This is a genomic window from Rathayibacter sp. YIM 133350 (assembly GCF_037404875.1).
Lineage (GTDB): Bacteria > Actinomycetota > Actinomycetes > Actinomycetales > Microbacteriaceae > Orlajensenia.
The window spans coordinates 399,324-410,989 of record NZ_JBBELO010000033.1 but is presented as its reverse complement, the minus strand read 5'-3'; the positions used below and the strand labels follow the sequence as shown (position 1 = coordinate 410,989).

The window sequence follows — 11,666 nt, the reverse complement described above, 5'->3', positions numbered from 1 at the left end:
CTCCCCCTTCCGGCGTCGCATCCGTCGTTGCGTCCCGCTCCACAGAGTGCTCCCGTGCGGCATCCGCACCTGGATCGCATCGTCGCGGATGCGAACAACCGGGTCGCCTGGCTGAAGGCACGTTCCCGAGGCATCACGGCGACGGATGTGGCCAAGCTCGCGACCGCCAAGTCGATCCGGAACGCCGCGTGGGAGAAGCTGAACGGCACCAACTTCGGCGGGAATCCCTACACCGACCACGGCCGCACGCGCGAACCGGTGATCGCGCAGTGGGTGCTGCGGGAGCACGGCATCATCTCCAGCAGCACCCTGTTCCACGCCGAACGCGAGACCCGCCACTTGGCGACCCCCGACGGCATCGTCGTGCGGCCGACGGGCCACGTCGAGCTCGCCGAGATCAAGACCACGAACAAGCCCTGGCGCAGCATTCCGCGCACGTACCTGCGTCAGGTGTGGTGGCAGCAGTACGTGCTCGGAGCCGAGCGTACGCTCGTGGTCTGGGAGCAGCACTCCGACTTCGTTCCGGTGAACGACGAACCGCAGTGCCGCTGGGTCGACCGCGACGAAGACCAGATCGAGATGCTCGTGCGCCTCGCCGACGCGCTCATCGACGAACTGCACGCCATCACCTCGCGCTGAGCCTCTCCCGGCATGGAGAGCGGCGATCCCGCGGATCGCCCGCGTGGGTACGCGAGACTGGTCACGTGAGAATCGCGCTCATCCACGGCCTCGGTTCGCAGCGCCGCTACATGCTCGACCTGTTCGGGCCGGCCCTGCCCAGCCGGGCGCGGGTGCGGGCGCCCGACGTGCGCGCTCACGGGTCGTCGCCGCTCGTGGGCAACCCATCGGACTTCGCCCTGGAGAGTCTGGCCCTCGAGGCGGAGCACGATCTCTCGGATACCGCGTGGCATCCGGCGAGCTCGCTGGAAGAGCTCGACGGCGCCGCGGACCCGGAACCGCTGACCCTCATCGGAGTCTCGATGGGGGCGGCGATCGCCCTGCGCATCGCCATAGCCGGGCGGGTGCCGGTGGAGCGCGTCCTGTTCGTGCGGCCCTCGTTCACCGACGTGCCCCTGCCCGCCAACCTCGTGCCCTTCGCCGTCATCGGACAGCTCCTCGATGACCTGGGCGCGACGGAGGGCGCCGCGCGCTTTCGCGAGACCGGCATCTACCACGACGTGCGTGCCGTCTCCGCCCTCGGCGCGAGCGGCCTGCTCGCCCAGTTCGGCTATCCCCTCGCCCGGGAGCGGGCGATGCGGCTCGTGGAGATCCCGCGCAACCGGGCGTTCAGCGATCTCACCGAACTCGCCGGCCTCGCCGTTCCGAGTGCGGTGATCGCGGCGCCCCGCGACCCCGCTCATCCGTTGCCCGTGGCCGAGCAGTGGGCGGGAGGCTTGAACGCACCGCTCACCGTGCTCCCGGCACGCGACGACGGACAGGCCGCCCAGACCGCAGCGTTGCGTTCCACCGTGGCGGAGTGGATCGCACGCTGAGGAGGGCCCCGTTCGTCGACCAGGGGCTCCCGAATCGGGCGGTTCAGGTGTGGAAGGAAGGCATGGCAGAGACGATGCGCGCAGTCGTGATCGATCGCACCGGAGGCGCGGAGGAGGTGCACGTCGCCGACGTTCCGCGTCCGCTGCGCATCTCGGATGAGGTGCTCGTGCGGGTGGTGGCCGCGAGCGTGAATCCGATCGACGTGAAGACCCGCGCCGGCAAGGGCGCGGCTGCGGCGATCACGACCTGGCCGTTCATCGGCGGGAGCGACTTCTCGGGAGTCGTGGAGGCGGTGCCGTACGCACGGCATCCGTTCCCTCCCGGAACACCGGTGTTCGGCATGGGTCGCGTGCCGAGGGTGGGCGGCAGCTTCGCCGAGTACGTCACCGTAGCGAGCACGGCCCTCGCCGTGAAGCCCGGGCAACTGAGCCACGTCGAGGCTGCGGCAGTTCCGGTCGCGGCCATGACGGCGTGGGGAATGGTGATGAGGCTCGCGCATGCCTCCTCGGGCATGCGGATGCTGGTGCACGCGGGCGCGGGAGGCGTCGGCCACTTCGCCGTTCAGTTCGCCAAGCGGGCCGGAGCCTCCGTGATCGCGACGTGTTCGGCACGCAACGCCGACTTCGTGCGGGAACTCGGCGCCGACGAGACGATCGACTACGGCTCCCAGCGCTTCGAGGAGGTCGTGCGCGACCTCGACGTCGTCATCGACCTGATCGGAAACGTCAAGGACGAGACCGGCACGCGATCACTGAAGGTGCTGCGACCGGGCGGCCTGCTCGTGAACGCGCCGACCGGCAGCTGGCCCGGTATGGCGCAGGAGGCCGAACAGGCGGGGGTGATCGCGACCGGCTTCAACGTGCCCGCCGACGGACGAGTGCTCGCCGAGATCGCCGATGTGCTCGCCGCCGGTGAGGCCCGCGTCCACGTGAGCCGGGTCTTCGAGCTCGACGAGGCCGCCGACGCCCAGCGGGCCGTGGAGGAGGGACACGTGCGCGGAAAGGTGGTCATCCGCATCGCGGACGAGTGAGGGACGGCGACCGGTGAGCACGCAGGGCGCCGAGGCTCAGGCACCGGCCGGCGAGCAGCGCCTCTCCGAGTTCACTGCGCACGTAGAGCACGCTGCGGCCGTAGCGGGTGGACGAGAGCAGTCCCGCATCCCGAAGCGCCCGCAGGTGCTGGTTGACGGCGGAGGTGCTCACGTCGAACCGCACGCCGAGCTCCGTCGACGACGCCGGCTCGGCGAGCGCGGTCAGCAGGCTCGCGCGCACCTCTCCCAGCACGTTGGCCAGGGCCCCGGGGTTGGCCACCCGTTCGGTCTCCCAGAGCGCACCCTGACCGCGGGCCGTGTACATGATCATGGGCGGCCCCGACCCGACGGGGGCCGATGCGCGTCGCGTGAACATCGTCGGCACGAGGGTGAGGCCAGCGCCATCGGTCGGATAGCTGCGGTCGCGCGGATCGCGCATCTGGACCGAGACGACTCCCGCCGAGAAGGAGACGCTCGGCGCGATCTCGTTGAGCATCGTCGAGAGTCCTCCCTGCGCGAGCGCCCGGCCGCGGTAGACGATGTCGGCCTCGAGCACCGACCGCATCCGGGGCCAGTACGGTTCGAAGCAGCTCTCCCACAATCGCTCCAACGCACGGAGGGTGTTCCGCAGCGCCTCTTCGGCGGTCGAACCCAGCTGCTCCGGGATGCGTCCGTGCACGGCGACGAGGTCGCGCTCCACCACCTCGGCCGGCGTGCGTGCCAGCTGGGCGAACTCGTCGTCGATGCGGGTCAGTGGTGAGGCCGGCCGGGGGTTCAGGAAGTCCGGCGTCCACAACCGGTCGTCGATGAGCGCCATGAGGGTGCGCAGGTCGAGCGCGGAGCGGGCCTCCTCGGTGCGACGCAGCCAGGGCAACTGCAGCGGGAATGCGGAAGGCTCCCGAATGGCGCGGAGCGAGAGTCCCAGTTCGCACAGCGGCGAGACCCCGAATCGCACGCCGCCCACATCCGACTCGCTGAGCTGGTAGCGCAACATGTAGAAGAACGCTACATCAATACCGCTCGAGGTCGCGCCCGGGCAGAGTCGCAGTGTGCCAGACGCGACCACCGGATCCCTCCCAGCCATCGATGCTGCGGCCGAGGCTGCCGCGGAGGCAGCGCTCGACAGCCGACCGGGCGGCGGCGCCGCCACGCGTTCGGCGTGGAACTCCCGCGTGCGAGCGTCGGTGGCCGATCCCGTGCTGCGCGTGCTCGTGCTCTCAACGCTCATCGGCCGCGTCGGCCGAGGGATCTTCCTCTCGGTCACCGTGCTCTACTTCACGCTCGTGGTCGGGCTCTCGCCGCTGCAGGTCGCCGTGATGATGGCGGCCTCCAGCGCGCTCGGCGTCGTCTCCTCCGGGGTGGCCGGCCACCTCGCCGACCGACTCAGCGCGCGTCGCATGCTCATGGTCTGCATGATCGTCGAGGGAGTGGGCCTCGGCGGTTACGTCTTCACGACGACGTTCCCGTTCGCCCTCGCCCTCGCCTGCGTGGTGGGCGTGTTCGATTCCGCCGGTAACGCGACGCGCATGGCGATCGTGGCGCGTGCCTTCGAGGGCGGCGCCCGCGTGAACGCGCGGGCCATCCTGCGGACGGTCACGAACATCGCCATCGGCGTGGGAGCCGCCATCGGCGGGTTGGCACTGCTGCTGAACACGCCGACCGCCTACCGCGTGGTCATGGTGGCGGCCGCCGTCGTCTTCCTGGCCGGCACGGGAATCCTGCGGCGCCTGCCGCGACGCGTCGACGCTGCCCCGCGCGAACGCGCCGACGGTGCGGAGAAGGCGCGACGGCAGAGCGCGTCACCGTGGCGCGACGCCCGCTACCTGGCCGTCACCGCTCTCAGCGCCATCTTCGGCATGCAGTTCGGACTCGCCGAGATCGGCGTGCCACTCTGGATCGCGCACGACACCGCGGCGCCGACGGTCGTGGTCTCGGTGCTGCTCATCCTCAACACGATCATCGTCATCGTCTTCCAGGTGCCGCTGTCGCGGGGCACGCACGACGTGCGCCGCGCCGGCACCGTGACCGGCTGGGCGGGAATCCTCATGGCCGCCGCGTGCGTGCTCTATCTCGCCGCCTCCGGGCAGATGGTGATCGCCGCCATCGCGCTGCTGGTCGCAGCGGCCATCGCCCACGCGTTCGCCGAGGTCATGTCCCAGGCGGGCGGATGGGGGCTGAGCTTCGAACTGGCCGACCCGCGGGCACCCGGCGCATACCAGGGCGTCTTCGGGATGGGCTTCAACCTCGGCTCCATGCTCGCTCCCATCCTCATCACGGCAGCCATCGCCGCGGGTACGGGCGGCTGGCTCGTTCTCGCCGTCGTCTTCCTGCTGTCGGCCTTCGGCACGACCGCGATCGCGTGGCGTGCGTCGCGCCGCCATCCTGCGTCGGCCACGGCGTGATCTCGCCGGATCCGCGTTCATCGGATGCGCGCGGCCGCGAACACAGCCCGCGTACAGGGCGGGGCTCGGCGGCCGATTAGCGTTGAGGCATGCCGGAACGTGGGAGGCGCCCCCAGCCCCACGGAACGAGTGCGCCGTCAGCGTCAACACTGTTCGCGCATCCCCGAGCCCAAGCCGGCGTTCGGCGCATCCTGGGCGGGTGGCGCATCGGCCTCGCGGCGCTCGAACTCGTGGCGATTCTCGGCAACCTCGCCTACGTGCTCGGCTTCAGCGCCTTCGGAACGGCGAACTTCTTCTGGTACTTCACCATCCAGACCGCGTTCGCGGCGGTGCCGGTCTTCGCCGTCACCGGGGTCATCGCCGCGCGGGGCCGCGCGGAGCGACCGGCCCTCGCCACCCTGCGCACCGTCGTGCTGACGCACCTGCTGCTCTCGGGCGGCGTCTTCGCCATCATCGTGGCGCAGGCCTCGAGTCGCGACTACCGCATCGAGGTTCCCTGGTCAGACGTGCTGCTGCACTTCGTGGTTCCCGCCGCGGCCCTGCTCGACTGGCTCGTCGACCGATTCCTGGCACCCCCCGCCGTCGCGATCCCGTGGCGGGCGCTGGCCTGGAGCCTGCCGTTCCCCGCCGTGTGGCTCGCGTGCACCCTGCTGCGCGGCGAGATCGTGGGCTGGTACCCGTACTTCTTCCTCGACCCGTTGCAGGTGAGCGGTCCCCTCGAGATCGCCGGCTGGTGCGCCCTCGTGCTCGTGATCATGGTCTCCCTGACCGCAGCGCTTGCCGGGGTGAGCCGGCGCCGCTGCCTGCCTGCGCGTGACCCGATGAGCCCGGATGCCGGGGCTCGGGTCGGGGCTCCGGTCGGCGAGCCTGCCGCGGCCGCCCCCGCGACCGACCAGCAGCACGGCCGGTCGGGGCGGGATTCGGTTCAGGCCAGGTAGGGCTCAAGGCTCGGCAGAACGGCCGCGAGGGCCGCGCCGTCGTCGAGCCGTGCGAGCGAGCGCGCATGGTTCGCGGCGACGGTGCCGGCGAGCACCGGCTCGCCCGTCAACGGCAGCAGGTTCACCCAGTGCGCGACCGTATGCCCGCTGCCGACCGTCGCGAGCACGGTCGCATCCGTCGACCAGAACGGCTCGTCGTAGCGCAGCCACACGCGATCCAGCGCCCCCATGCCCAGCACGGCGATGGCACGCGCCTTCTCGGTCGGCAGTTCCGGAGCGAAGCGGATGGTGTCGGTCTTCAGCACCCCGAGGGGCACGGTGACGATGGCACGATCGACGCCGAGTGACTCCCCGCGCGCGAGTCGGATGCTCACGCGGGAGGCCGTGTACGCGATGCGGGTGACCGCGCTCGTGGTGAGCACGTCGAGATCCTTCGCCAGCTCTGCGATCAGGTCGTCGTAGCCGCCGGTCTGCGGCAGGATCGTGCCGATGTCATCGCCCGGCTGGGCCGCGCCGCCGTTCCAGGCCGAGAGCCGGTCGGCGGCTCCCGTGGTTCGGGTCTCGACGTTGACCGCCAGGTCGTACGCGAGCCAGTCGGCCGGCGCGACGCCGGACTCCTCCGGCGTGGAGGAGAGTGTGCCGGCTCCGGATGCGGCGAGCGCCGTCGCAAGGGTGAGGTCATGGGGCCGGGTGCCCGAGAACTCCACCGCGGTCGCCACCGCCTGCGCGCCGAGGGGGTTCACCGCCACCACCGCCCGCGTGGCGGTGCGCACCTCGTCACGGCGAAGCAGGTCGGCGAACGTGACGCCCGCCGCCTCCGCTTGCCCGCGGACCGAGTTCTGCTCGGGTGGCAGTGTCCATGGCCCCAGCTCCACTGGAGAGGGCCAGCCGTTGGGACGAGCCGTCGAGATGCGACCGCCGAGCCGATCGCGCGCCTCGATGACGACGACGTCGTAGCCGGCCGCCCTCAGCGCCGCCGCGGCGGTCAGGCCGGCCAGACCCGCGCCGATCACCCCGATGCGCTCACCGGTTCCGGCGACGTTGGAGACCTCCCGCGCGGCGCGCTCACCGGACTCCGCGGCGCCGCCGAGCGTTCCGGGGTGCTCGCTGGAGGTCGCCTCCCCGGCGAAGAACAGCCGGTCCTTCACGGGTGCGGCCAGGTCGATGCGATTCGTGCTCGTCGAGCCGACGGCGGGGTAGCTGCTCGCGCCACGCGCGAACGGGTCGCTGCTCCAGCGCGAGCGCACCATGGCTGCGGGCTGCGGAACGGGTGTCGGAGTGCCCGTCGGTGTCGGCGTTCCGGTCGGGGTGGGCGAGGCGGGCGTCGTGGGCCGGGTCGTCGGCCCGAAGCATCCGCTCAGCAGGGCGAGACTCGCACCCGCTGTGCCGACCACGAAGGCACGGCGTGCGATGGGCCTCGACGCGTTCATACCCTCATTCTGCTGCCGCGCGGGGTGCTCGCGGGCATGCAGACGTGAGCGGCGTCAGTTGAGGGGCCTCTCCATGACGAAGTCGTTCTCGAGGCGCTCGCCGACGAGGAAGCGCTTCGCGCCCACCCTCTGAAAGCCGTTCTTCTCGTAGAAGCGGATGGCGCGAGCGTTCTGCTCGTTCACGCCGAGCCAGATGCCGACCGCGTCGCGTTCGCGGGCCGCGTCGAGGGTGGCCGACATGAGCAGCGCCGCGATACCCGAACCGTGGGCCTGCGCCCGCGTGTAGAACTTGCTCAGCTCGACCGTTGGCCGGATTCTGATCGCGGCGGCCGCATCCGCATCGTACGGCTCGCCGAAGACGAGCATGCTGTAGCCGACGGCGGCTCCCCCGTGCTCCGCGACGACGATGGTGCGGTGCGGCTCGGCGAGGTAGCGGGCGAAGTGCTCGCCGGAGAGGTTCGCCGCGAGAAATGCCGAGACGGCGTCGGGCGTGGTTCCGGGTGGGCAGGCGAGGGCGAACGTCGCCTCCGCGAGCTCTGCGAGCGCATCGGTGTCGGCGGGAGTCGCGAGGCGGATGCTGGACGGGTGGCTGGCGGTCACGGGCAGCACCCTACCGGCCGTTCCTGAACAGGCTCGACCGCAGAAGAACTCAGCCGCTGCAGATCGTCTGCAGCTCGTCCATGCTCGTGGAGTACGCGGTCACCTGGTCGGTGAAGTCGGCCGTTGCCGCCGCATCGGGGTCGGAGAGGACCGTGCGCAAGAACTCGTAGTAGGTGCGGGTGGCGTCGGACGCCTTCTGCGCGGCCGGCTTGACGTCGGCATTCGTGACGGATGCGGCGGCGTCGGCGATCTTCTTTTCGGACTCGTCGATGATCGAATCCACCGACGCGTCGGAGTCGGTGGCGTCGGTGGGCACGCCGCTCTCGTCCAGTTGATCGATGGCGCCCGTCATGATGGCGCAGGCATCGGCCTTGGACTGTCCGGCAGCACCGCCACCGGAGGCGTCCGGCGCCGGCGTGCCGGAGGCACCTGGCGTGGGCGTCGGTGTTGCCGTAGACGCGGTGGAGGTGGGCTTCGGAGTGCTCGAACTGCGGTGCGTGGCCGTGGAGGTGGGGCTCGCCGGGCCCGAGGACCCGCATCCCGCCAACAACAGAACGGCTGCGATCGCCGCAGCCGCAACGCCGGTCATGCTCTTCGAGCCCATCGTCACCCCCGTCGGTCGTGCCCGCCGTCGGCCGGGCTGCCTTCGACAGTAGCCGAAGCCCGTCGGATGCGGCAGGGGCTGACTCGACACCACGCAGCACGCCCCTCAGCCTCTGGCTGCCTCGGCCGGGGGTCGCGTTAGCAGGGCGACGCGGCCGGATGCAAGCCTCAGCGCGCCGCTGTCGCTTGCCGGTACCGTGAGCGGGCTCCCCGACACCGGAGGAGCACCCATCCCTCACAGAACGAAGGAACTGCAGTGATCGCCCTGTCCTGGCTCCTCCTCTTCGCAATCATCGGCGGCGTGCTCGCCCTCATCGACGGCATCCTGCGGGTGCGCGGCCGCGGAACCTCCATCATCGGCGTCATCGAGATCATCGCCTCGGCGCTGTTCCTGCTGGCGCTGTTCCTGCCCGGCATCCCGTTCGGCGCGGTGACCCTCGGCATCATCACGCTCATCGTGCTCGTCATCGCCCTGGTGCTCGGACGCGCGCGCTCCGCACTCAGCATCGCCGCGATCATCCTGCTCGCGGTCTGGCTCATCCTCACCCTCGGCTGGCTGCACATCCCCGGCATCAACTGAGGCACCCGGCCGAGAAGCGAGGACATTCCGAAAAGCGAGGCGATTCGACGCGAACCGCCGTGTGGGCGCGCCCCGGACCGGCGCGGCGCAGAGAATCGCCTCGCTTCTCGGTCGGAGAACACGGAGCGGGAGTGTGCCGCGCCATTCTCCCGGCTCCGGGAACGGATGGCAAGCGGCTTGTCCGCATCCATCAGCCGCGTACCGTCGATATCGGCTCACACGTCGGGAAGAACGCAGATGCAGATCGGATACAAGCTTGCGGCAGAGGGTTACGGACCCGCCGAGCTGATCCGCCAAGCCGTGCGGGCCGAGGAGGCCGGGTTCGACTTCGTCGAGATCAGCGATCACTACCACCCGTGGCTCGACGTGCAGGGCCACTCCCCGTTCGCGTGGACCGTGCTCGGTGCGATCGCCGCGAAGACGAGCACCCTCGGCCTTGCCACGGGCGTCACGTGCCCGAGCGTGCGGTACCACCCCGCGATCATCGCGCAGGCTGCGGCGACGCTCGCACTCATCAGCGAGGGTCGTTTCACGCTCGGCGTCGGCGCCGGTGAACGACTCAACGAGCACATCATCGGCACCGGATTCCCGGGGGTGCATGAACGGCACGAGCGTTTCCGCGAGGCCCTCGAGATCATCCGCCTTCTCTGGAAGGGCGGCTACCAGAACTACACCGGCAAGCACCTGCGCATCGAGGATGCCCGGGTGTTCGACCTTCCTGAGGAACTGCCTGCCATCGCCGTGGCCGTGAGCGGTCCGGCATCCGTTCGGCTCGCCGCCGAACTGGGCGACGGCCTCTTCGCCGTTGATCCGGATGCCGAACTCGTCGACGGTTTCGCGAAAGCGGGTGGCTCCGGCCCCGTGTACGGCGAAGCTCCGCTCGCCTGGGCGCCGACCCAGAAGGAGGCGGTCGAAGCGCTCTACAAGACGTCCCGCTGGGCCGTCACCGGCTGGAAGGTGATGGCAGAGCTGCCCAACCCCGTGAACTTCGAGGCGGCGAGTGCGACCGTGCGCGAGGAGGACCTGCTCGAACAGTTCGCCTGCGGCCCCGACGTCGCCCGTCACCTCGAGGTGATCAGCCAGTTCACGGATGCCGGCTTCGATCACGTCGTTCTTCAGAACGCCGGCCCAGATCCCGATGGCTTCATCGATTTCTTCGCCAGCGAGCTGAAGCCACGGCTCACCCGGACCTCGTGAGCCTCGCAACGCCCGCCGCGCGGCGCGCACCCTGAAGTGAACACGCTCGTGCCGAGTTGAGGGATCCTGGCACGGACGTTTCAGGGTGACCCGCGCGGCGGGTCCCTCATCCACCGCTCAGGAGAACGCCGACAGGCCGGTGAGCGCCCGGCCGAGCACGAGCTGGTGGATCTCGTCGGTGCCCTCATAGGTGCGCACCGCCTCGAGGTTGGCGGCATGGCGCATCACGGGATACGCGTCGGTGATGCCATCCCCTCCGAGCAGCGCCCTGGCCTCATGCGCGATGGCGAGGGCCTCCCGAACGCTGTTGAGCTTGCCGACGCTGATCTGCGCGGGCGTGAGCTCACCGCGCTCCTTCAGGCGGCCGAGGTGCAGCGCGAGCAGCATGCCCTTCTCGTACTCGACGGCCATGTCGGCGAGCGTGGCCTGCACGAGTTGCCTCGCGCCGATGGGCGCGCCGAACACCTCGCGCGTCACGGCCCTCTCGATCGCCGCCTCGATGCAGGATGCCGCAGCACCCATCGCTCCCCACACGATGCCGTAGCGTGCCTCGTTGAGACAGGCGAACGGACTGGAGAGCCCACGGGCCTTCGGGAGCATCGCCGCGGCGGGCACTCGCACGCCGGCAAGCTCGACATCGCACTGGATGGAGGCGCGCATCGAGAGCTTGCCCTCGATGACCCGTGCGGTGAAGCCCTCGCTCTCGGTGGGCACGAGGAAGCCGCGCACGACGTCGTCGTCGTCCTTCGCCCAGACCACGGCGATGTCGGCGATCGACGCGAGACCGATCCAGCGCTTCTGCCCCTCGATGATCCAGTGCTCACCGTCCCGGCGGGCCCGCGTGGTCATCGCCGCGGGATCGCTGCCGCCCGAGGGCTCGGTGAGGGCGAAGCATCCGATCGCCTCACCGCGTGCCATGCGCGGCAGCCAATGCGCCTTCTGCTGCTCGGACCCGTGCGTGTGGATGGCCGACATGGCGAGCGAGCCCTGCACCGAGACGAAGGTGCGCCAGGCACTGTCGGCCGCCTCGAGCTCGTGACACACGAGCCCATAGGCAACGGCGCCGGCGCCCGCGCAGCCATAACCGGCGAGTTGCATGCCGAGGAACCCCGCCTCGGCGAGCGGCGCGATCACGTCACGCCGAAAGTGCGCCATCTCGAAGTCGGCGTCGATGACGGGGCGGATGTGCTCATCGGCCACCGCGCGCGCCTTCCGGCGCCAGTCGCGCTCCTCGTCGCTCAGCAGCGCGTTCAGGTCGAAGACCGTCTCGAGGGCCATGGTCGGCGCTCCTGTCCGTGGTTGGGTCCGATGCACGGGCCGCGACGGTGCGCCCGCGCGGCGCCGAGGGGTGCTTCATCCTAGGCGCGCACCGGCGCCATTGCCCCGCCGCAC

The 11,666-nt window shown here is 70.5% G+C and carries 13 protein-coding genes; 8 read left to right on the top strand and 5 right to left on the bottom strand.

Annotation, left to right across the window (positions count from 1 at the left end):
- The first annotated feature begins 27 nt into the window (after positions 1–27).
- The 3 genes from WDJ51_RS12460 to WDJ51_RS12450 all read left to right on the top strand — a co-directional run bounded on the left by WDJ51_RS12460 (position 28) and on the right by WDJ51_RS12450 (position 2,524).
- Complete coding sequence (locus tag WDJ51_RS12460) at positions 28–639, top strand: YqaJ viral recombinase family protein (protein WP_337852893.1); 612 nt, start codon at positions 28–30, stop codon at positions 637–639.
- Between the two features lie 65 nt (positions 640–704).
- Positions 705–1,493 (top strand): alpha/beta fold hydrolase, encoded by a 789-nt coding sequence (locus WDJ51_RS12455; RefSeq protein WP_337852771.1) that lies wholly within the window; start codon positions 705–707, stop codon positions 1,491–1,493.
- A gap of 62 nt (positions 1,494–1,555) precedes the next feature.
- Positions 1,556–2,524 carry an NADP-dependent oxidoreductase gene (locus WDJ51_RS12450; RefSeq protein ID WP_337852770.1) on the top strand — a complete coding sequence of 323 codons (969 nt, stop codon included), beginning with the start codon at positions 1,556–1,558 and terminating at the stop codon, positions 2,522–2,524.
- On the opposite strand, the gene WDJ51_RS12445 is transcribed toward WDJ51_RS12450, so the two are convergent.
- Entirely contained in the window at positions 2,502–3,518 is a 1,017-nt protein-coding gene (locus WDJ51_RS12445) for an ArsR/SmtB family transcription factor (RefSeq protein ID WP_337852769.1), read from the bottom strand. The two genes, WDJ51_RS12450 and WDJ51_RS12445, sit on opposite strands and share 23 nt — an antisense overlap.
- Positions 3,519–3,573: 55 nt before the next feature.
- Here WDJ51_RS12445 and WDJ51_RS12440 point away from each other — a divergent pair, with 55 nt between their 5' ends.
- Entirely contained in the window at positions 3,574–4,926 is a 1,353-nt protein-coding gene (locus tag WDJ51_RS12440) for an MFS transporter (RefSeq protein WP_337852768.1), read from the top strand.
- A gap of 89 nt (positions 4,927–5,015) precedes the next feature.
- Positions 5,016–5,864, top strand: a complete 849-nt coding sequence (locus tag WDJ51_RS12435) for a Pr6Pr family membrane protein (protein WP_337852767.1) — start codon at positions 5,016–5,018, stop codon at positions 5,862–5,864.
- Here WDJ51_RS12435 and WDJ51_RS12430 read toward each other — a convergent pair.
- From WDJ51_RS12430 to WDJ51_RS12420, 3 genes are read right to left on the bottom strand one after another with little or no spacing between them, the layout of a single operon-like run.
- Entirely contained in the window at positions 5,852–7,294 is a 1,443-nt protein-coding gene (locus WDJ51_RS12430) for a flavin monoamine oxidase family protein (protein WP_337852766.1), read from the bottom strand. The genes WDJ51_RS12435 and WDJ51_RS12430 overlap by 13 nt on opposite strands.
- Before the next feature lie 54 nt (positions 7,295–7,348).
- Positions 7,349–7,894 (bottom strand): GNAT family N-acetyltransferase, encoded by a 546-nt coding sequence (locus WDJ51_RS12425; RefSeq protein ID WP_337852765.1) that lies wholly within the window; start codon positions 7,892–7,894, stop codon positions 7,349–7,351.
- Positions 7,895–7,943: 49 nt separating this feature from the next.
- Entirely contained in the window at positions 7,944–8,246 is a 303-nt protein-coding gene (locus tag WDJ51_RS12420; protein WP_337852764.1) for a hypothetical protein, read from the bottom strand.
- An 82-nt stretch (positions 8,247–8,328) separates the two neighbouring features.
- Here WDJ51_RS12420 and WDJ51_RS12415 point away from each other — a divergent pair, with 82 nt between their 5' ends.
- The 3 genes from WDJ51_RS12415 (at position 8,329) to WDJ51_RS12405 (ending at position 10,274) form a co-directional block, all read left to right on the top strand.
- A complete protein-coding gene (locus WDJ51_RS12415) occupies positions 8,329–8,550 on the top strand; it encodes a hypothetical protein (RefSeq protein WP_337852763.1) in 222 nt (73 codons plus the stop codon).
- A gap of 203 nt (positions 8,551–8,753) precedes the next feature.
- On the top strand, positions 8,754–9,077 hold the full coding sequence (locus WDJ51_RS12410) for a hypothetical protein (RefSeq protein ID WP_337852762.1): 324 nt from the start codon (positions 8,754–8,756) through the stop codon (positions 9,075–9,077).
- Between the two features lie 237 nt (positions 9,078–9,314).
- Entirely contained in the window at positions 9,315–10,274 is a 960-nt protein-coding gene (locus WDJ51_RS12405; protein WP_337852761.1) for a TIGR03557 family F420-dependent LLM class oxidoreductase, read from the top strand.
- 117 nt (positions 10,275–10,391) lie between these two features.
- Here the strand turns inward: WDJ51_RS12405 and WDJ51_RS12400 are convergent, their stop codons facing one another.
- Entirely contained in the window at positions 10,392–11,552 is a 1,161-nt protein-coding gene (locus WDJ51_RS12400) for an acyl-CoA dehydrogenase family protein (protein WP_337852760.1), read from the bottom strand.
- Positions 11,553–11,666: the final 114 nt, after the last annotated feature.

Coding starts and splice junctions, on each gene's coding strand:
- WDJ51_RS12450 (WP_337852770.1), top strand. CDS start 1,556: ATGGCAGAGACGATGCGCGCAGTCGTGATCGATCGCACCGGAGGCGCG.
- WDJ51_RS12445 (WP_337852769.1), bottom strand. CDS start 3,518: ATGTTGCGCTACCAGCTCAGCGAGTCGGATGTGGGCGGCGTGCGATTC.
- WDJ51_RS12435 (WP_337852767.1), top strand. CDS start 5,016: ATGCCGGAACGTGGGAGGCGCCCCCAGCCCCACGGAACGAGTGCGCCG.
- WDJ51_RS12405 (WP_337852761.1), top strand. CDS start 9,315: ATGCAGATCGGATACAAGCTTGCGGCAGAGGGTTACGGACCCGCCGAG.
- WDJ51_RS12400 (WP_337852760.1), bottom strand. CDS start 11,552: ATGGCCCTCGAGACGGTCTTCGACCTGAACGCGCTGCTGAGCGACGAG.
- WDJ51_RS12420 (WP_337852764.1), bottom strand. CDS start 8,246: ATGACGGGCGCCATCGATCAACTGGACGAGAGCGGCGTGCCCACCGAC.
- WDJ51_RS12430 (WP_337852766.1), bottom strand. CDS start 7,294: ATGAACGCGTCGAGGCCCATCGCACGCCGTGCCTTCGTGGTCGGCACA.